This is a genomic window from Burkholderia paludis, from assembly GCF_000732615.1.
Taxonomy (GTDB): domain Bacteria; phylum Pseudomonadota; class Gammaproteobacteria; order Burkholderiales; family Burkholderiaceae; genus Burkholderia; species Burkholderia paludis.
In genome coordinates this window covers 1-19,206 of record NZ_JPGL01000051.1, presented here as the reverse complement: position 1 = coordinate 19,206, position 19,206 = coordinate 1, and the positions used below count along the sequence as shown (strand labels likewise).

Here is a 19,206-nt window from a genome sequence, read left to right as displayed (position 1 = left end):
GTGGTTCTCCCGTGATTCCGAATATTGTCCTGTGTCGGTTCGCGCGGCGCGGTCTTATACTGCCGCGTACCGCATCCCGACCGTTATTGCCCGATGTCGTCCGATCGCTCGTCGCTGCTGCCCGCGCTCACGCTGCGGCAGGTGCAGCACTTCGTCGTGCTCGCCCACGCGCGCAGCTTCACGCAGGCCGCGCAGGCGCTGTCGCTCACGCAACCCGCGCTCACCGCGTCGATCCGCCAGATCGAGTTCCTGCTCGGCGGGCGCCTGTTCGCGCGCTCCGCGCACCGGCTCTCGCTGACCTCCGCCGGCGAAGCCGTGCTGCCGCTCGCCGAACGCCTGCTCAACCAGGCGCGCGGCACCTTCGACGACATGACGCGGCTCATCGGCGAACGCATCCAGACGGTGCGGATCGCCTTCATCCCGTCGGTCGCGGGCCGCCTGCTGCCCGCGCTCAACGCACTGCGCGCCGCCCACCCGACGCTGCGCTTCACGCTCACCGACCTGCCGAACAGCGCGCTCGTCGAGGCCGTGCGCGACAGCGTCGCGGATCTCGGCATCGGCGTGCGCGAGCCGGACGGCGACGACGGCACGCTGCGCTACCGGCAACTCTTCGAGGACGAGATCGTGATCGTCGTGCGGCGCGACGATCCGCTCGCCCGCGCGAAAAGCGTCACATGGGCGAAACTCGTCGATCGCGAGCTTGCGGTGTTCGTGCGCGGCAGCGTCAGCGAATCGCTGCATCGCACCGGCGGCGCCGAGAAGCTGCGCCTGAACGTCACGTACCGGATGGAATACACCGAGCCGCTCTACGCGCTCGCGCGCAACGGCCTCGCGACCGCCGTGCTGCCGAGCCTCTACACGATGCATCTGCACGACCCCGAACTCGTCGCGCTGCGCGTCGACAAGCCGCGCGTCACGCGCGCGATCTCGCTGATCTCGCTCGCCGGCGACGATCGCGGCCCGCACGTGCGCGCATGCCGCGAGTGGATCGCGAAACACATCTGACGCGTCCGCCCGCCGCGCCCGCACTCAGGGCAGCTTCGCGATGCGCTCGACGAGCGTCGCGTAGAAGCGGTCCGCGTCGACTTCGTTGATCCACGTCGCGTTCGCCGCGCGGCCGCTGCGCCCGTTCCAGTCGACCACCGTCTCGCCGAGCGTCCACTGGCCGGCCGTCTCGACCGCCACGTTCACCTTGCGTCCGCCGAACAGCGTCGGATCGACGAGATAGCCGACCGCGGTCGGGTCGTACATCGGCGCGTCGTCGACACCGCGACGCTTGCGGTTGTACGCCAGCTCGGCCGTCATGATGTCCGCGACGATCGCGCCGCAGCGGTTGCCGAGCGCGCGGAACGGCGCGACGCGCGCCGGCGTGATCGGCGCCTTCACCGCGACGTCGCGCGGCAGCACGACGATCGGCACGCCGCTGCCGAACACGACGTCGGCCGCCTGCGGATCGACGTAGATGTTGAACTCGGCGGCCGGCGTGATGTTGCCGCGCTCGAAGAACGCGCCGCCCATCAGCACGATTTCACGCAGCGCGCCGCGGATCTGCGGCGCTTCGACCAGCGCGGTCGCGATGTTCGTCAGCGGGCCGAGCGCACACAGCGTCACGCTGCCCGGCGCCGCGCGGCCCAGCGTGTCGACGAGGTACGACACCGCGTGACCGGCGGCGAGCGGCGCCAGCGGCTCGTGCAGTTCGACGCCTTCGAGCCCCGTCCTGCCGTGCACGTTCGCGGCCGTCACGAGTTCGCGCACGAGCGGCCGCGGGCAGCCCGCATAGACGGGCAGCGTCTTCGTGCGGCCGGCCCAGTCGCGGACGATCCGCGCATTGCGTTCGGTCAGGTCGAGCGGCACGTTGCCCGCGACGGCGGTCAGCGCGCGGACGTCGAGCCGGTCCTGCGCGCCCAGCGCGAACAGGATCGCGATGGCGTCGTCCTGCCCCGGGTCGGTATCGATGATCACCGTGCGGCGAGCGGCGTCGCCGCCGGCGGCGAACGCGCCCGTCCCGGGCAGCAGCGCGGTGCCGGCCAGCGCGGCGGAGCATTTCAGGAAGGTGCGTCGGGATGCGATCGGATGGGTCATGGTCGGGCTCAAAAGACGTGCCGGATGCCGAGCGTCGCCATCATCTGGCGCGTGCCGGTCGAGCGTGCGTACGCGAAGATCTGCGCATGCTCCGCGTCGCCGGCCGCCTGCTGCGCGATCACGGTCAGCGCGACGTCGGTGCGTTTCGACAGGTAGTAATCGGCCTGCAGGTTCACCTGGTGCCACCGCGGACGCTTGTCGATCACGTCGTACTTGCCGTTCGTGAACGCATACGCGGCGCCGAGAAAGAGCTGCGGCGTCATCGTGTAGACGACGTTCACGCCGAGGTTCTGCAGGTGCAGATGCGTGTTGTCGAGGTAATCGTAGCGCACGTCGGTGAACATCGCGGCGAACTGCGCGCGGCCGATCGTATAGAAACCGCCCGTGCCCGCGATCCGCTGCCGGCTCGCATACGCGGCCGGCGTCATCGCGCTCTTGCTGAAGATCAGCAGCGGCGACGCATAGTCGTTCGCGATCGCGCCATCCTGGTTCGTCGCGCTGTACGGATGGTTGTACTGCGCATAGACCGCGCTCCAGCGCAGCGCCCCATGCTCGTAGCCGAGCCCGAAGCTGTACGCGCTGTTGTTCGCGAAGCCCGTTGCGTTGCTGAAGCCGTACAGCGCGGTGAATTTCAGGCCGCGGTAATCCGGGCTCACGTACTTCACCGAGTTCTGCACGCGGATGTCGTTGTAGCCGTTGTCGTTGTCGCCGATGTTCACGCCGTTGCTCGCGATGATCACGGGCCCGATGTAGTCGTGGATCGCATCGTACTGGCGGCCGAACGTCAGCGTGCCGTAGGTGCGGTCGGCAAGGCCGACATAGGCCATGCGCCCGAACTCCCGGCCGTTCTGCGCGGCCGTGCCCGTCATCACGTTGAAGCCGTTCTCCAGCTGGAAGACCGCGGACAGCCCCTGCCCGAGATCTTCCTTGCCCTTCAGCCCCCAGCGCGGGTTCTGGTTCGTGCCGGACAGCGCCTGCCAGGCGTTCTTGCCGCCCTGGTTGGTCGCGAACCCGACGCCGGCCGAGATGAGACCGTACAGCGTGATGCTGCTTTGCGCACTGGCATGCGTCGCGAAGGCGCCGAGCATCGCGAGCGGGGCGAGCTTGTAGAAAGTTTTCATGCGGGTCGTGTGATCGGTGGTGGTCCAGGCGCGGCAGGGTTCCGCGAAACTGGCCTCGACTATACGAACCCGGATCGGATAATAAAAGTTTGCTTTTCTTATGTGTCGATAAAACGGATTTATTCTCAACCCGGCCGCGCCCGCACCCGCCCGGCCGGCCGGCGTCAGTCCGCCGTGTCGCCGCTCTTCGGCACCTTCGACCACGCCTTGCGCCCCGGCAACGGCGACCAGCCCGGGCGCGTCTTGCGCGCGCTGTCGATCACGACCAGGTAGCGGCCCGCGATCGGCGTGATGTCGCGATCGCGGCGCAGCACCCACAGCGACTTGCCGGCCTCGACGCGCGCCTGGTAATCGTCGTCGAGCAGCCCGTGCCGGTCGAAGAACACGTTCAGCGACGCGGGAATCCGCACGCACCCCTTCGAATGCCGGATACCGAGCAGCGGCTCGAGGCGATCGGGGTCGGTCGCATGCATCTGGAAGCGCATCGGCGAGACGCCGCCCTTGCCCCAGCCGCGCTCGCCGTCCACCCAGCCGAAGTCGTAGATCCGCAGGTCGCGGCGGCCGTAGCCGCGAATGCCGTTTTCGTTGGTCGTGCCTTCCGCACGGAAATCCATGTTGTCCGGCGAATGATGGAATACGCCGAGCGGCGTCAGGAAATGATCGTACTGGCCCGGCCGCCCGGTGCCGACCGGCGATGCGCCGATCATCAGCCACGCGTCGGCCGGCGTCGCGCGGAAATAGATGAAGAGCGCCTGCACGTTCGGCGCGCGGTCGACCAACGCGACGTATTCGCCGGCCAGGTCGCCGAGATCCGCATCGGCGAGCGCTTTCTGGAGCCGCTCGCCGTAGGCGCGCTGCTCGCTCGCGGGCACGTTCAGACGCCGCGTGACTTCCTGCGTGAAGCGCTTGCGCATGTCGACCGCGCGCGCGGTCGCGTTTTTCGCCTCCTCCGCCGACAGCGGCGGATGCCGGCGCGGCGGGATCGGCGCAGCCGGCTCGGCCTCGCCGGCAGGCGCGGGGGACGCGGCCGAAGCAGGCGCGGCGGCGGAAGCGGCCGATGCCGCCGATGCCGCCGATGCCGCCGATGCGCCCGACGCCGGGACGGCAGGTTCCGCCGGATGCGCGGATGAGGCCGCAGACGCAGGAGGCTGCGCGGCGGAAACGCCGGACGATGCACGCGCCGGCGCTGCGGAATGCGCACGGGAAGTCGCTACCGCGGGCGGCTCGATCGAAGAGGATGACGCCGCGGCGGGCACTGCCGTGTCGGACGCCGCAAGGGCCGGCTGCCCGACAAGCACGGAAATCGGCAGCGCGGCGGCGAGCCAGAGACACGCGGCCGCTGCGCGGGCAAGGCAACGCGGCTTCGCAAATGGCCGCGTCAGGCTGAAAGGCATCATGGGTTCGAAACCACCGGCCGATCCCGCCGCCGCATGCTGCTGTCGCGAACGGCGCATCTTCCGCGCGAGCCGTCGACACGCCGGGCACATCGTGCGCGCCCGACGCCGACGCCTCTTCGCGGCGGAGCCGTTCGCCGTTGCAACGCGGATGGTCCGATGGCGGCTAATGAGTCGTCAGGTCTTTTATTTTACGCGTCCGCACGGAAATCGGCAGCGACGGCAATCGCGCTTTACGGCGGATTTGCGCTTCGTCACGCTTTGTTTCAACCGGTTGCCGTTCGCATTTTCGGCATGTGGCAATCTTGCCGGTCGGGCGTTCGAACCCGACACGCAGGCCAACTCCTTTTCGGAACGATTCGATCGCATTGCGCCAATCGATTCGGATATCGAATCATTTTCCATGCCACATTGCCCGACGCAACCATATCGCACGCGTATCGCGTACCGCGTGCCGCATGAAACGTGCGGCACGCGCGTACGGCCCGCCGTTACCGCGAAATGGTTTCGAGCGCGATGCCCTTCGTGCGCGGCCCCATGAACCCGATCGCGGCCATCACGACCACCATCGCGCCCGCGATGAACGCGAACACGCCGAAGGTCCCGAAGCCCTTCAGCACGGCCGCGATCACGAACGACGAGAAGATCGCCGAGAAGCGGCTCCACGAATAGACGAAGCCGACGGCCCGGGCGCGGATCGAGGTCGGGAACAGTTCGGCCTGATACGCGTGGAAGCTGTACGACATGATGTTGCTCGCGAGCGTGAGGCCGATGCCGAGCACGATCAGGAACACGCCCACCGTCGTCTGGCTGAACAGCAGCCCGCAGACGACGATCGCCGCCGCCATCGCGACGATCACCGACTTGCGCTCGAAGCGATCCGCGATCACGAGGCCGATCAGCGGGCCGATCGGGGCCGCGAGCGCGATCACGCTCGAATACATCAGGCTCGACGTGATCGTGATGCCCTGCTTGATCAGCAGCGTCGGCACCCAGTTCGCGAAGCCGTAGAAGCCGACCGTCTGGAACACGTTGAAGATCGTCATCATGATCGTGCGGTTGCGATACGGCTGCACCCACATGTCGCGGAAGCTGCCGCGCGGCGGCACCGGCTCGGCCGGCGCGGGCGGCGGCAGCGGCCGCCCGTATTCGGCCTCGACCTTCGCCTCGAGCGCGCGCATGATGCGGTCGGCTTCGTCGACCCGCCCCTGCTGCGCGAGCCAGCGCGGGCTTTCCGGCAGTTCGCGGCGAATCCACCACACGAACAGCGCGCCGTGCGCGCCGATCAGCACGACCCAGCGCCAGCCGTCGAGGCCGAACGGCGCGTGCGGCACGAGCAGGTACGCGAGGAACGCGACCACCGGCACCGCGACGAAGCCGACCGCCTGCTCGCACGCGAATGCGCGGCCGCGGATCTGCTTCGGCACGAGCTCCGAGATGTACGTGCCGATCGTCACCATCTCGACGCCGAGGCCGAGACCGACGACGAAGCGCCAGAAATTCAGCCCGGCCGCGGTGTCCTGGAACGCCATCACGACGTTGGCCGCCGTGTACCACAGCAGCGACCACGTGAAGATCGCGCGGCGGCCGAAGCGGTCGGCGAGGAAGCCGCACGCGATCGTGCCGATGAAGAGCCCGGAGAACAGCGCCGCGATGAAGCTCGCGACGCCCGTGGTGCCGAACAGGCCGTGTGTCGTCGCCGACAGGATGCCGCTTTTCACCAGGCCGGGCGCGACGTAGCCGCTGTACAGCAGATCGTAGAGTTCGAAGAAAAAGCCCAGGCTCAGCAGGACGACGAGTTTCCAGACGGTGCGGGTAGGCGGCAGGCGGTCGAGGCGGGCCGAGATCGCGCCGGGGTCGATCGCCCCGGAACGGGCGGCGTCCGCTGCGGCAAGCGGGGCAGGCTGGGTGGATGCCATGGTGGCAAGTCTCCGGATTCTTGATTGTCTTGGCGCCGCCAGGGGAAAGCTGGCGAGCGGCTCCGCGCATTTTAGCGAGGCGCACGCTTCCGTTCACTCATATTGCGACGACTCCGACCGGATCGACGCCAGCAGGTCCGGCGGCGACACGAGATGCCCGCGGCCCGCCGGCACCGGAAACACCGAGCACAGCCTGCGATCCTTCGCCATCCCGGGGAGCCAGCGCGTCAGGAATGCGTCGAGCGGAATCGCCTCCGGATGGAAGCACGCCCATTGCGCGTCGGCGCAGATCGCCGCGAAGTCCTGCTCCGGCCAGACCGGGATCGCGATGCGGCCATCCGCGCTTGCGGTCGCCCACCCCGTATCGAACAGGCCCCACACGACCTCCGAATCGGCGATCCTGCGAATGAAATAGTCGAATCGCGCGCGAGCGTCGAGCCGCAGTACGCTTTCGATCTTCTCCCGGTGAACGGCCATTCATCGCCTCGATTTCGATGTCGGGTCCGACGGACATCGGCCACGTTCAAGTCGCCCGATTCACGCGGCGGGCACGCCTGCTCCGCTTATCCGGTTCGATCCCGCGCCGATCGCATGTAAATTTCGTAACCATCTGTCCCGTCGCGGGCTGCCGGAAATACGCCCGTTCCGGCGCAACCCGGACGCCACGGCCCCTGTAAAACGGGGCGAAAGGGACTTTCCGTGCCCGTCGCGCATGCCCGGCTGAGGGCCCCCACGGATGCACATCCGGAAATCGTACATCGCCACACCCCGGTAACATGCTACCGGACCAACCACCGGCTTCCGGGCGCCTTTCGGCGATCGGCACTGTCGGCAAATCGTAAGCATTCCATGTCCACATCACGACTCTTCACGTACGCCCGCCGGATCGCGCTGATCGCGCTGCTGCAGTTCGCGGCGGTCGCGACGGCATCGGCGCTTCCGGCGGCCGCTTCCGCGCCCGTCGCGAGCGGCGTCGGCGCCCCCGCGCCGGCCATCTCGCTGCCCGACGCGCTCGCGCAGCTCAAGCAGATGCAGGTCGAACTCGACCGCATCAAGCAACAGACGTCGACAACGTCCAACAGCAAGGAGCTGGACGCGCTCGACGATTCGGCGCAGGAACTGGGCGCCGACGTCGCGCAGTTGCAGAACGACCTCGCGCCGCAGCGCGCGCAGGTCCAGGCGCAGCTCGACGTGCTCGGCCCGCCGCCTGCCGACGGCGCCGCGCCGGAAACGCCGGCCGTTGCGCGGCAACGGGCCATGCTGAATGCGCGCAAGACCCAGATCGACGCGGCGCTGAAGCAGGCCGCCGACCAGAAAACCAGCCTCACGAACCTGGCCGAGCAATTTGCGAAGCTGCATCGCGGCCTGTTGAAAAACCAGCTCGCGTTCCGTTCGGGCGGCATCTTCAGCGCGCAGTTCTGGCTGCCGCTGTTCCACCTGTCGCCGGACGACCGCCAGCGGCTGGAAGATTTCGACGACGAATTGCACGACATGGTGCGTTCGTCGTGGGTGCCCGGGCAACGGGCGATCACCTCGCTGCTGCTGATCGCCGCGCTCGCGGCATGGGTCGGCGGGCGCCGGCTCATCGAGCGCGGGCTCGGCTGGCTCTGCCTGAACCGCCTGCCGGCCACCCGCCTGCGCCGCAGCGCGCTGGCGCTGTCGACCGCACTGTCGACGCTGATCGCCACGGCCATCGCCGTCCAGATCCTCTACCTCGCCGTCGCGCGTCACTACGAACTCACGCCGGCGCTGACCGACCTGTGGGACCAGTTCGCGAAGCTGGCCGCCACTTGCGCGCTGATCGCCGGGCTCGGCCGCGCGCTGCTCTGCACGAAGCATCCGTCGTGGCGCCTGCCCGCGCTCGCCGATCCCGTCGCCCGCGCGATGAAGCCGTTTCCCGGCATCCTGGCCGCGCTGCTGCTGATGTCCGGCACGCTCGAATCGATCAACCGCATCGTCGACACCAGCCTGTCGGTCACGCTGTTCGGCCGCGGCATCGTGTCGCTCGTCGTCGCGCTGACGGTCGGCGCGTCGCTGCTGCGCTCGAACCGTGCGCGCAGCGCGCTCGCGGCGGCCGGCGAGGCGCCCGAGCAGCGCTCGACGCTCGCCGGGCTGATCCACGCCGGCGTCACGCTGGCGATCGTCGTGTCGCTGATCGCGCTGCTGATCGGCTACATCACCGTCGCGCGCTTCATCACCTACGAGCTGGTGTGGTTCGAGATCGTGCTGTGCGCCACCTACATCCTGATCCAGTTGACGCGCGACGCGAGCGAGAGCCTGTTCTCGTCGAGCCTGCCGACCGGCCAGCAGATCAAGCACCTGTTCGCGCTCGAGGACCGTCACCTCGACCAGGCCCGCACGGTCCTGTCCGGCTTCGGCACGAGCCTGCTGATGCTGATCGCGGCGATCGCCCTGCTGACCGGCGGCTTCGGCACGACGCCGGGCGACCTGCTGGACAGCGCGATCGCGATGATCGGCAGCCAGCGGCTGCAGAGCCTGAACATCATGCCCGACCGGATCATGAACGCCGTGATCGGGCTCGCGATCGGCCTCTACCTGCTGCGCTCGCTGCGCCGCTGGCTCGACGGCGAGTTCATGCCCGCGCTCGGCATGGATACCGGGATGCGCGTGACGCTGATCACGCTGTTCACCAACGTCGGCTACGTGCTGCTCGTGCTGATGACGCTCGGGCTGCTCGGCGTCAAGTGGAACAATCTCGCGTGGATCGTCAGCGCGTTGTCGGTGGGTATCGGTTTCGGCCTGCAGGAGATCGTGAAGAACTTCGTGTCCGGGCTGATCCTGCTGACCGAGCGCCCGGTGAAGGTGGGCGACATGATCAGCATCGCGGGCGTCGAAGGCGACATCCGCCGCATCAACGTGCGTGCGACCGAGATCCAGCTCAGCGACCGCTCGACCGTGATCGTGCCGAACTCGCAGCTGATCTCGCAGAACCTGCGCAACGTGACGATGGGCAACAGCACGCAGGGCGTCGCAACGCTGGCGCTGACGTTCCCGCTGAACACCGATCCCGAGCAGGTGCGCGACCTGCTGCTGCACGCGTATCGCACGCATCAGGCGATTCTCGAGAAGCCCGCGCCGTCGGTGACGTTCAGCCAGCTCACGCCGGACGGCATCACGCTGAGCGTGACGGGGTACGTGTCGAGCCCGCGGATCGCAAGCTCGACGAAAAGCGATCTGCTGTTCGAGATCCTCAAGCAACTGCGCGCGGCGGGAATCACGCTGTCGAGCCCGCAGGTGCTGGTGGTGCAGAACATGCCGGCGGCGGAGCACTGACGCGGTACGCGCTGCCCCCGGCAGGGCACGCCGGGGCCGCTGCCTCGATCACGCGCCGGCGGCACGCCGAAGTCCGGATGCGATCGCCCGATGCGCGCCGACAACGGGAAACGGCAGCGAGATGCGTCGAGCCGCCAAATCCACGCCCCGGCCACGAGCGCAGGCCCAAAACAAAAGAGCCGGGCCCCGTGTCATACGGAACCCGGCCCTCGGCCGCCCAGCTACGTGGTGCCGGCCCGGTTGGCGGCCCGTGGCATCGCCGCGCGACGCCACGGGCTGCGCGACGTTACACGTCGAACTTCACGCCTTGCGCCAGCGGCAGTTGCCGGCTGTAGTTGATCGTGTTCGTCGCGCGGCGCATGTACGCCTTCCATGCATCCGAACCCGATTCGCGGCCGCCGCCCGTTTCCTTCTCGCCGCCGAACGCGCCGCCGATTTCCGCGCCGCTCGTGCCGATGTTCACGTTGACGATCCCGCAGTCGCTGCCCGCTGCCGACATGAACTGCTCGGCCTCGCGCATGTCGTTCGTGAAGATCGCCGACGACAGCCCTTGCGGCACCGCGTTGTGCAGTTCGATCGCGTCGTCGAAGTTGTCGTAGACCATCACGTACAGGATCGGCGCGAACGTCTCGCGCTCGACCACCGCCGATTGCTTCGGCATCCGCACGATTGCCGGGCGCACGTAGTACGCATCCGCATGAGCGCCGACGTCGACGCGCTCGCCGCCCTTCACTTCACCGCCCTGCTCGCGCGCATCGCCGAGCGCCTTCTGCATCGCGTCGAACGACGCGCGATCGACCAGCGGGCCGACCAGCGTGCCTTCCTCGAGCGGGTTGCCGACCTTCACCGAGGCGTAAGCCTTCTCGATGCGCGGCAGCAGTTGCTCGACCAGGCTGCGGTGCACGATCAGGCGGCGCAGCGTCGTGCAGCGCTGGCCGGCCGTGCCGACCGCCGCGAACGTGACCGCGCGCACGACGAGATCCAGGTCCGCGCTCGGCGCGACGATCATCCCGTTGTTGCCGCCGAGTTCGAGAATGCCGCGCGCGAGACGCTGGCTCAGCACCTTCGCGACTTCCTGGCCCATCCGCACGCTGCCCGTCGCGCTGACGACCGGCACCTTCTTCGACGCGGTCAGCACCTCGCCGACATCGCGCAGGCCGAGCACCAGCTGGCTCAGCTCCGCCGGCGCGACGCCCGGATGCGTCTTCTCGAACTCGCGGATCGCCTTCTGGAGCAGCACATGGCACGCGATCGCGGTGAGCGGGGTCTTCTCCGACGGCTTCCACACGACCGAATCGCCGCACACGAACGCCAGCGCCGCATTCCACGCCCACACCGCGACCGGGAAGTTGAACGCCGAAATCACGCCGCACACGCCGATCGGGTGCCACGTTTCCATCATCCGGTGGCCCGGGCGCTCGGACGCGATCGTGAGGCCGTAAAGCTGGCGCGACAGGCCCACCGCGAAATCGCAGATGTCGATCATTTCCTGCACTTCGCCGAGGCCTTCCGACGTGATCTTGCCGGCTTCCAGCGTGACGAGGCGGCCGAGTTCGGCCTTGTGCTCGCGCAACACGTTGCCGAACACGCGCACGAGTTCGCCGCGCACCGGCGCCGGCACCGTGCGCCACTTGAGGAATGCGTCGTGCGCGGCGTCGATCTTGCGCTCGGCGTCGGCGGGCGTGTCGACGGCCAGCGTCGCGAGCGTCGCGCCGTCGAGCGGCGAACGCGCGGTCAGCGCATTGCCTTTCCACTGGGCGAGATCGATATCGAGCGCGGCAAGAATGTCGTTGAATTGCATCACTTCCTCTTCAGGGACAGATTGATCGGTGCGGCGGCGACGCCGCCCGCGTGATTCGATTGGAGCGCGTTCGCGCGCCCGGTGCAAGCGGATGCACCGCGCGGGAGGGCCGGTGCGCCGCCCGGCGCATCGCGCTGCGCCGCCGCCGGCAAGCCGGACGGACGGCGCGCGCCCGCCTCGCGACGCACGATCCATGAAATACATTGTCGGTGGCCACAAGTCGGGCCGCTATTGATATTAACTCACGACTTCATTCCCAAAACGCAACACCTCGGCGAGCGAACCGGGGGTGTTCCTTCATGTATACGGGACCCTTCCGAAGCCTGCAGCCGGGCCGCCGCGCGGGTTGCGACGACGCCCGGGTTGATGACAAACCCGCATTACCCTGTGCGGAAATATCGTTTGCCGCCCGCACCTCGGGCACACACAATCGTTGCGGCGTCGAGGTGCAAAGCACCCGGCGCGCCGCCGGCCGCCGCCACCGCAGCCGGACGACCGACGAACGCGACACGCATCGCGGCCCGGTTCATCCGGCCCGCCCCCGTCCCGCATCACCGCTGCCCGGCCCGCAGCCGGCAACGCGTCGCGCTTCGTCACCGAAAAAACAATTCCGGAGACAGCGCCCAGCGCCCGCCATGCATTCAGATGCCCGACCCGATTCGTCCCGTCCGTCCGGTTCGCCGCCCGCGAAACCGTCCCTCCACCGTGCGCTGCAGGCCCGCCACCTGCGGATGATCGCGATCGGCGGCTCGATCGGCACGGGCCTGTTCGTCGCGTCCGGCGCGTCGATCTCGCAGGCCGGCCCCGGCGGCGCGATGCTCGCGTACATGGTGATCGGCCTGATGGTCTATTTCCTGATGACGAGCCTGGGCGAGATGGCCGCGCTCATGCCCGTGTCGGGCTCGTTCGCGACCTACGGCGCGAAGTTCGTCGACGAGGGCTTCGGCTTCGCGCTCGGCTGGAACTACTGGTACAACTGGGCCGTGACGATCGCGGTCGAGCTCGTCGCCGCCCAGCTCGTGATGAACTACTGGTTCCCGCACGTGCCGGGCGTCTGGTGGAGCGCGCTGTTCCTCACGCTGATCTTCGCGCTCAACGCGCTGTCGGTGCGCGGCTTCGGCGAAGCCGAATACTGGTTCGCGCTGATCAAGGTGCTGACGGTGCTCGCGTTCGTCGGCGTCGGCCTGCTGATGATCTTCGGGATCATGCAGGGCGGCCCGAGCGCCGGCTGGGGCAACTTCACGATCGGCGACGCGCCGTTCGCCGGCGGCTGGGCGACGATGCTCGGCGTCGCGATGATCGCGGGCTTCTCGTTCCAGGGCACCGAAATGATCGGCGTCGCGGCCGGCGAATCGGAAAACCCGCGCACGACGATCCCGCGCGCGGTGAGCCAGATCTTCTGGCGCATCCTGCTGTTCTACGTGCTGGCGATCTTCGTGATCGGCGTGCTGATTCCCTATACCGACCCGAGCCTGCTCAAGAGCGACGTGACCGACATCGGCGTGAGCCCGTTCACGCTCGTGTTCCGCCACGCGGGCCTCGCGTTCGCGGCCGGCGTGATGAACGCGGTGATCCTGACGGCCGTGCTGTCGGCCGGCAACTCGGGCATGTATGCGTCCACGCGGATGCTCTACAACCTCGCGGTCGAAGGCCGCGCGCCGAAGCTGTTCGCGAAGCTGTCGCCGGGCGGCGTGCCGCGCAACGCGCTGTACGCGACGACGGCCGTGGGCGCTCTGTGTTTCCTCACGTCGCTGTACGGCGACAAGACCGTGTACCTGTGGCTGCTGAACACGTCGGGCATGGCCGGCTTCATCACGTGGCTCGGCATCGCGGTCAGTCATTACCGCTTCCGCAAGGGGTTCCTGAAGCAGGGCTACCGGCTCGACCAGTTGCCGTACCGGTCGAAGTGGTTCCCGTTCGGCCCGCTGTTCGCGTTCGCCCTGTGCGCGATCGTCGCGCTCGGCCAGGACTACCAGGCGTTCCTCTCCGACCGGATCGACTGGGTCGGCGTCGCCTCGACCTACATCGGCCTGCCGTTCTTCCTCGCGACCTGGCTCGGCTACGCACTCGTGCGCAAATGCCGCCTCGTGCGCTATGAGGACATGGAAATCGCGCCGTGGATCGAACGCAGCGCGACGCCCGAAACCGCGCCGCGGGCCGACGCCGGCTACGCGAGCTACGTCGCCCGTCCGGCCAACCCGACGCCGGGCGCCTGAAGCACGGCGTCATGCGTCGCACCGGCCGCCGCCCGCGCGCGGCAGCCGGCGCCCGGACATCCCCCATTCGACGCGGCGCGCGCGTTCAGGCAAGATCGACGCGCGCCGTCCGTCTATCTGCCGTTACGAATCAACGAAACCGCATGCAGAACTTCTACGAAGCCACCGTCACCCGCCAGCCCTACCCGCCCCTGTCCGGCACGACCGACACGCAGGTCTGCATCGTCGGCGGCGGCCTCGCCGGCCTGTGCACCGCGCTCGGGCTCGTCGAGCGCGGCGTGCGCGACGTCGTCGTGCTCGACGCCGAACAGGTCGGCTTCGGCGCGTCGGGCCGCAACGGCGGCTTCGTATTCGGCGGCTACAGCCTCGACAACGCCGACCTGCTGCGCACGCTCGGCCGCGACGAAGGGCGCAGGCTGTACCGCCTCACCGTCGATGCGGTCGACCTGATCCGCGCGCGGATCGCGCGCTACGGGATCGATTGCGACATCGTCGACCAGGGCGTGATGCTGGCGAACTGGTTCGACGATCCCGCCAGGCTCGACAGCGTGCGTGCGCTGATGAAGAACGAACTCGGCGTCGACTGGGAGCCCGTTGCAACCGATGCGCTGCGCAAGCGGCTGAAGACGTCGCGCTATTACGGCGGCCTGTTCGAACCGAATGCGTTCCACTTCCATCCGCTCAAGTACGTACTCGGCGTCGCGGCGGCCGCGGCGCGCGGCGGCGCGCGCGTGTACGAGCGCTCGGCCGCGCTCGGCATCGCCCGCGAAGGCGCCGGGTACGTCGTGCGCACGGCGCAGGGCGCGGTGCGCGCGAAGGACGTGGTGTTCGCCTGCGGCGGCTATGCGCGCGGCGTGTCGCCGCGCATCGAGCGCGCGGTGCTGCCGATCGCGACCTACGTGATCGCGACCGAACCGCTCGGTGCGCGCCTGCCCGATGCGATCGATGCACCGTACGCGATCTACGACACGCGCTTCGCGTTCGACTACTACCGCCCGCTGAACGACACGCGCATCCTGTGGGGCGGCCGGATTTCCGTGCTCGACCGCGGCCCCGACGCGATCGCGCGCCTGCTGCGGCGCGACCTGCTGCGCGTGTATCCGCAACTGGAAGACGTGAAGGTCGAATACGCATGGGGCGGGCTGATGAGCTACGCGCGGCACAAGATGCCGCAGATCGGCCGCGACGCCGACGGCGTGTGGCACGCGATCGCGTTCGGCGGCCACGGAATGGCGCCGACCACGGTGGCCGGCGAAGCGCTCGCGGCCGCGCTGGCCGAAGGCCGCCCGGTGCCGGACGGCTTCGCGGCGTTCGGGCTCACGCGCACGTTCGGGCTGGCGGGCCTCGCCGCCGCGCAGCTCACATACACCGCGTACCAGGCCCGCGACGCGCTCGCGTCATGCCGCCGCTGAGCGCCCCAGGCAGCCGGAACGGCCCGTCCGATTAGAGCGGAAGGTCGGCCGGGCGGGGTTTTACCGCATGCTAGAATGCCTTTTCCAAGCCGCCGAAGCCACAATAAAGTCACATGAAAGCAGGAAGCAAGGCCGCCACCTCCGAGACCCGCACGCTTCCGTCCGATGCGCGGCGCAAATACGATCCCGAGCAAACCAGGCGCAACATCCTCGACGTCGCCACGCAGGAATTCTCCGCGATGGGTCTCGCCGGCGCGCGCGTCGACGCGATCGCCGAGCGCACGAACACGACCAAGCGCATGCTCTATTACTACTTCGAGAGCAAGGAAGGCCTGTACGAGGCCGTGCTGGAGAAGGTGTACGGCGACATCCGCGCGCTCGAGCAGGAACTGCACATCGGCGACATGGAGCCGCGCGAAGGCATGCGCCGCCTCGTCGAATTCACGTTCGACTATCACGACAAGCATCGCGACTTCGTGCGCCTCGTGTCGATCGAGAACATCCACGGCGCGAAGTATCTCGAACAGCTCAAGTCGTTCAAGAACCGCAACGTCAGCATCATCAAGACGCTCGAGGAACTGGTCGAGCGCGGCGCGGCGAGCGGCGCGTTCCGCAAGGACATCGATGCATTCGACCTGCACCTGCTGATCAGTTCGTTCTGCTTCCATCGCGTGTCGAACCGCTACACGTTCGGCGCCGCGTTCGGCCGCGACCCGTCGGCGCCGCGCCTGCGCGCACGGCATCGCGACACGATCGCCGACGCCGTACTCCGCTACGTCGCCGCATAAGCGGCGGCGGCCGGCTTCCCCCGGCCAGCCCTGCCTCGGGCGCGCGACATCCGCGCCCGTCGCTCTCCCGTGCGTCAGTCCGTCGGCGCGGTCGACGCCAGTGCGATCCGGGCCTTCTCTTCCGGGCTTCCCGCCACGTAATACTTCTTCGCCCAGCTCGAATCGGGCGCGAGCGCGAGCCGCGCATGCGCGCCCGTGCCTCCGTCCGTGCCGCCGTGCCGTTTCGCATTGATCGCCAATGCCCGCGCGCGATAGTGCTCGTACAGCCGCAGGAATTCCGCGAGATAGATCGCCGCGATCCGCCGATCGCGGATCTCGAGCAGGTTCTCGTCGTTGTACTGCTCGGAATTGCGGCTCATGTTCGCCGAGCCCGTATAGACGACCGGATTCGCGCCCTCCGCATCGATCACGATGAACTTGTGATGGATCACGACGGGCGGAAAGGCCGGCGCCGGTTCACCCGGGAACAGGCGCAACTCGGGCTCGAAACCCTGCGGCACTGTGGCCGGCGAGAAATACTCGGCGTCGATCACGTCGTGGTTGTCTTCGTTGCGGTGGTACAGCTCGAGGTTCGCGAGCGTGGCCGCATCGATCGTCTGGCCGGCCTGCTGCTCGGCATCGGCCTTCGTCGCGCTGCCGACGTTGATCTTGTTCACCAGGCCGAACATCATCAGCCCGCGGTCGCCGGCCGCGAAGCACGCTTTTCGCAGCTCTGCGTCGGTCGGCATGAACAGGCAGAAGCACACCGAATGCTTCGCGGCCGCGATCGCGGCGACGATCGTGTCGATTTCGGTGCGCTGCCCCGCCGGCTCCGGCGAAAACGCGAGTCGCACCTGCGCGCTGCCGATCGTCATCGGTTCCGACCAGCCCGGCGACAGCTTCGCGGTCTCCGCGATCGACGGATTCCCGGCCAGCGCCTGCGCGCGATCGTTGTACAGCGCGGCAAGCGCGGGGGAATCGAACGCGTGCAGCACGTTCGCCTGCTCCGTGAGCCCCTCGGTCGTGAAATTCGCGGAGCCGGTCAGCACGCGTGAGGGCGCCGCGTTCGACGACGCGTCGGTCACGATGAACTTGTCGTGCATGATATGCGTCCTGTTGCGCGGCGCGAGCGTCGCGAGCCCCTGCAGCGCATCGACGGCCGGCTGGTTCGGCGACGGCAGCGGCGGTTTGCCCTTGCGCGCCGTCGTATGCGCGTCGTAGACGATCGCGAGCGACGCTTCGCCGTGCTTGCGCCCGAACGCTTTGAACGCGGGCAGCGCCCACAGCGTGTCGGTCAGGTGATAGACGGCCGACGCCGCGCGCGACGCCGGGTCGAGCATCTCCGCGAACACCTGCTCCATGTCGTTCGCGAGCCACGTGCGCAGCTTCAGCGCCTGCGCGGCGCTCGGCGCCGCATTCGGCGCGAGGCCGAGCGCCGCGACCTGCCTCGCGAATGCCTGCGAGCTGACCACCGCGCGGTTGAACCACGTGCCGACGCCGTCCTCGATATGCGCGGGCAGCACGACGTCGCACACGCCGGCCTGCGCGTCGAGCACCTGCAGGTTCGCCGGCGTGCCGACGACGGGATACACGTCGTAGCGGAACGCCGCGCCGCGGTCCTGCGGATCGATGCGCGCATCCCACCACATGAATTTCTGGATCGGCGCCTGGTCGGTCGGCGCATCGCCCTGCGTGTGGGCGGCCGGGCCCTCGAACGTCAGGCGGTTCGGCAGCCAGCTGTCCGGCGCGCGCGTCTTGCCGTCGGCCGACCAGAATCCCGGCGTGCGCCGGATCGCGAAGCCGAGGAAATCGGTACGCGACGCCGCATCGGGCCAGTCGAAGGCCAGCAGGACCAGGGTGGGGGAAAGATAGCTGCGCACGCTGACGGTCATTCGTTGCTCCCTGGCCTGCCGGCCGATCGAGATGAATGGGTCAGTCTTGACGGTGCTTCTTCCCGCAGGATGACGGTTCGATGAACCTTGTATGTCGGACGCGCGTCAGTCGCACACGAGCAGCTCGATCCCGCGCGCGGTCAGCGCGCGGCGCACGGCCTTGTCGGGCGCGCGGTCGGTCACGAGATAGCGGGCGGCGGCCGTGCCGTTGATACGCACCGGCGTCACGCGGCCGAATTTCGAATGGTCGGCGACGATGAGCGTCGTGCCCGCCGCCGCGATCATCCGGCTGCGCACCTCGGCCGCGAGCCGCGAGTAGTCGGTGCATTCGCCGTCGGGCGTGATGCCGCCGGCGCCGACGAACGCGAAATCGACGTGGTATTGCGCGAGCTGCTGGATCGTGTCGAGCCCGAAGGTGGCGTCCTCGTCGTCGGACAGTTCGCCGCCGAGCAGCGTCACGCGGTTGCCGTTGCGCCGCGCGAGCACGAACGCGGTGCGCCAGTCGTTCGTGTAGATCGAGAGCCGGTGCCGGTCGGCGAGCGCGAGCGCGACCGCATGCGGCGTGCTGCCCGAATCGATCAGCACCGATGCATCGTCGGGCACGAACTCGGCCGCGCGCCGCCCGATCGTGCGCTTCGCCTCGGCGTTCGCGGCTTCGCGTTCGGACAGGCTGGGCTCGCGGCGGTCCGCGGCCAGCGCGCCGCCGTGCGTCATCACGAGCAGGCCGCGTGCGGCCAGCGCGTTCAGGTCGCGCCGCACGGTCTCGCGCGACACGTCGAGCGAGCGGACCAGTTCCGCGACCGACAAGGCGCCCGACCGTCCGAGCTCCGACAGGATGAATTGATGACGTTGTTCCGCCAGCATCGCGTGTGCGCCCGAGGCGACTGGTAATGGGTAAGCCGGCCATTGTATTACGCCCGTTTGACCGGCATTTGACGGCGGCGCGAAACCGCACCGGCCGCGCCGGCCGAATGCGAAATTCATTATTGCCTGATGCGCGCGAATCGGCGCGGCGCCGGTTGCTACACTTTGCGTTTCGCAGAATGACCGACCCAGCAGAGAGACTCGCGCCATGTATCGCAAAGGCAGTGTGATCGAAATCCAGTTCCCGCCCGAACGCCTCAACGACGGGGCCGGCGATCCGTACTGGATCGACCTGACGCTCGACGAGGCCCGCCGGCTCTACGAACAGCTCGCCGCGCGTTTCGCGACCGACGCCCGCGCCAACCAGCCGCTCGACACGTTCTCGATCGACTGACCGGCACATCCGCGCGCCCGCCCGCACCGCGTGCGGGGCGGTGCGCGCCC

The 19,206-nt window shown here is 68.5% G+C and carries 14 protein-coding genes; 6 read left to right on the top strand and 8 right to left on the bottom strand.

The features are described 5' to 3' along the window. The first annotated feature begins 93 nt into the window (after positions 1 to 93). Positions 94 to 1,005 (top strand): LysR family transcriptional regulator, encoded by a 912-nt coding sequence (locus GQ56_RS0127005; RefSeq protein ID WP_031401619.1) that lies wholly within the window; start codon positions 94 to 96, stop codon positions 1,003 to 1,005. A gap of 24 nt (positions 1,006 to 1,029) precedes the next feature. On the opposite strand, the gene GQ56_RS0127000 is transcribed toward GQ56_RS0127005, so the two are convergent. From GQ56_RS0127000 to GQ56_RS0126980, 5 genes are all read right to left on the bottom strand, one after another. Continuing rightward, a complete protein-coding gene (locus GQ56_RS0127000; protein WP_031401618.1) occupies positions 1,030 to 2,082 on the bottom strand; it encodes a nucleoside hydrolase in 1,053 nt (350 codons plus the stop codon). 8 nt (positions 2,083 to 2,090) lie between these two features. Further along, entirely contained in the window at positions 2,091 to 3,203 is a 1,113-nt protein-coding gene (locus GQ56_RS0126995; RefSeq protein WP_031401617.1) for a porin, read from the bottom strand. Between the two features lie 164 nt (positions 3,204 to 3,367). Further along, entirely contained in the window at positions 3,368 to 4,657 is a 1,290-nt protein-coding gene (locus tag GQ56_RS0126990; protein ID WP_052007341.1) for a hypothetical protein, read from the bottom strand. A gap of 431 nt (positions 4,658 to 5,088) precedes the next feature. Then, positions 5,089 to 6,516, bottom strand: coding sequence for an MFS transporter (locus GQ56_RS0126985; protein ID WP_031401615.1), 1,428 nt, complete (start codon positions 6,514 to 6,516; stop codon positions 5,089 to 5,091). A gap of 93 nt (positions 6,517 to 6,609) precedes the next feature. Continuing rightward, on the bottom strand, positions 6,610 to 6,993 hold the full coding sequence (locus GQ56_RS0126980; RefSeq protein ID WP_031401614.1) for a DUF2750 domain-containing protein: 384 nt from the start codon (positions 6,991 to 6,993) through the stop codon (positions 6,610 to 6,612). Between the two features lie 372 nt (positions 6,994 to 7,365). On the opposite strand from GQ56_RS0126980, the gene GQ56_RS0126975 reads away from it, so the two are divergent. After that, positions 7,366 to 9,810, top strand: coding sequence for a DUF3772 domain-containing protein (locus tag GQ56_RS0126975; RefSeq protein WP_031401613.1), 2,445 nt, complete (start codon positions 7,366 to 7,368; stop codon positions 9,808 to 9,810). A 286-nt stretch (positions 9,811 to 10,096) separates the two neighbouring features. On the opposite strand, the gene amaB is transcribed toward GQ56_RS0126975, so the two are convergent. After that, positions 10,097 to 11,611 (bottom strand): L-piperidine-6-carboxylate dehydrogenase, encoded by a 1,515-nt coding sequence (amaB, locus tag GQ56_RS0126970; RefSeq protein WP_031401612.1) that lies wholly within the window; start codon positions 11,609 to 11,611, stop codon positions 10,097 to 10,099. A gap of 635 nt (positions 11,612 to 12,246) precedes the next feature. Here amaB and GQ56_RS0126960 point away from each other — a divergent pair. From GQ56_RS0126960 to GQ56_RS0126950, 3 genes are all read left to right on the top strand, one after another. Further along, on the top strand, positions 12,247 to 13,827 hold the full coding sequence (locus GQ56_RS0126960) for an amino acid permease (protein ID WP_031401610.1): 1,581 nt from the start codon (positions 12,247 to 12,249) through the stop codon (positions 13,825 to 13,827). 143 nt (positions 13,828 to 13,970) lie between these two features. Then, on the top strand, positions 13,971 to 15,239 hold the full coding sequence (locus GQ56_RS0126955) for an NAD(P)/FAD-dependent oxidoreductase (RefSeq protein ID WP_031401609.1): 1,269 nt from the start codon (positions 13,971 to 13,973) through the stop codon (positions 15,237 to 15,239). 113 nt (positions 15,240 to 15,352) lie between these two features. Then, positions 15,353 to 16,027 (top strand): TetR family transcriptional regulator, encoded by a 675-nt coding sequence (locus GQ56_RS0126950; protein WP_031401608.1) that lies wholly within the window; start codon positions 15,353 to 15,355, stop codon positions 16,025 to 16,027. Positions 16,028 to 16,101: 74 nt separating this feature from the next. On the opposite strand, the gene GQ56_RS0126945 is transcribed toward GQ56_RS0126950, so the two are convergent. Together GQ56_RS0126945 and GQ56_RS0126940 are read right to left on the bottom strand one after the other, a co-directional pair. Continuing rightward, complete coding sequence (locus tag GQ56_RS0126945) at positions 16,102 to 17,898, bottom strand: phospholipase D-like domain-containing protein (protein ID WP_031401607.1); 1,797 nt, start codon at positions 17,896 to 17,898, stop codon at positions 16,102 to 16,104. Positions 17,899 to 18,003: 105 nt separating this feature from the next. Beyond that, positions 18,004 to 18,762, bottom strand: coding sequence for a DeoR/GlpR family DNA-binding transcription regulator (locus tag GQ56_RS0126940; protein WP_031401606.1), 759 nt, complete (start codon positions 18,760 to 18,762; stop codon positions 18,004 to 18,006). Positions 18,763 to 18,970: 208 nt separating this feature from the next. Between GQ56_RS0126940 and GQ56_RS0126935 the strand changes: the two genes are divergently transcribed. Beyond that, positions 18,971 to 19,156 (top strand): hypothetical protein, encoded by a 186-nt coding sequence (locus GQ56_RS0126935; protein ID WP_031401605.1) that lies wholly within the window; start codon positions 18,971 to 18,973, stop codon positions 19,154 to 19,156. The last annotated feature ends 50 nt before the right edge of the window (positions 19,157 to 19,206 follow it).

Excerpts from the sequence above, each read along its gene's own strand:
- GQ56_RS0127005 (WP_031401619.1), top strand. The coding sequence starts at position 94 with ATGTCGTCCGATCGCTCGTCGCTGCTGCCCGCGCTCACGCTGCGGCAG.
- GQ56_RS0127000 (WP_031401618.1), bottom strand. The coding sequence starts at position 2,082 with ATGACCCATCCGATCGCATCCCGACGCACCTTCCTGAAATGCTCCGCC.
- GQ56_RS0126995 (WP_031401617.1), bottom strand. The coding sequence starts at position 3,203 with ATGAAAACTTTCTACAAGCTCGCCCCGCTCGCGATGCTCGGCGCCTTC.
- GQ56_RS0126990 (WP_052007341.1), bottom strand. The coding sequence starts at position 4,657 with ATGCGCCGTTCGCGACAGCAGCATGCGGCGGCGGGATCGGCCGGTGGT.
- GQ56_RS0126985 (WP_031401615.1), bottom strand. The coding sequence starts at position 6,516 with ATGGCATCCACCCAGCCTGCCCCGCTTGCCGCAGCGGACGCCGCCCGT.
- GQ56_RS0126980 (WP_031401614.1), bottom strand. The coding sequence starts at position 6,993 with ATGGCCGTTCACCGGGAGAAGATCGAAAGCGTACTGCGGCTCGACGCT.
- GQ56_RS0126975 (WP_031401613.1), top strand. The coding sequence starts at position 7,366 with ATGTCCACATCACGACTCTTCACGTACGCCCGCCGGATCGCGCTGATC.
- amaB (WP_031401612.1), bottom strand. The coding sequence starts at position 11,611 with ATGCAATTCAACGACATTCTTGCCGCGCTCGATATCGATCTCGCCCAG.
- GQ56_RS0126960 (WP_031401610.1), top strand. The coding sequence starts at position 12,247 with ATGCATTCAGATGCCCGACCCGATTCGTCCCGTCCGTCCGGTTCGCCG.
- GQ56_RS0126955 (WP_031401609.1), top strand. The coding sequence starts at position 13,971 with ATGCAGAACTTCTACGAAGCCACCGTCACCCGCCAGCCCTACCCGCCC.
- GQ56_RS0126950 (WP_031401608.1), top strand. The coding sequence starts at position 15,353 with ATGAAAGCAGGAAGCAAGGCCGCCACCTCCGAGACCCGCACGCTTCCG.
- GQ56_RS0126945 (WP_031401607.1), bottom strand. The coding sequence starts at position 17,898 with ATGACCGTCAGCGTGCGCAGCTATCTTTCCCCCACCCTGGTCCTGCTG.
- GQ56_RS0126940 (WP_031401606.1), bottom strand. The coding sequence starts at position 18,762 with ATGCTGGCGGAACAACGTCATCAATTCATCCTGTCGGAGCTCGGACGG.
- GQ56_RS0126935 (WP_031401605.1), top strand. The coding sequence starts at position 18,971 with ATGTATCGCAAAGGCAGTGTGATCGAAATCCAGTTCCCGCCCGAACGC.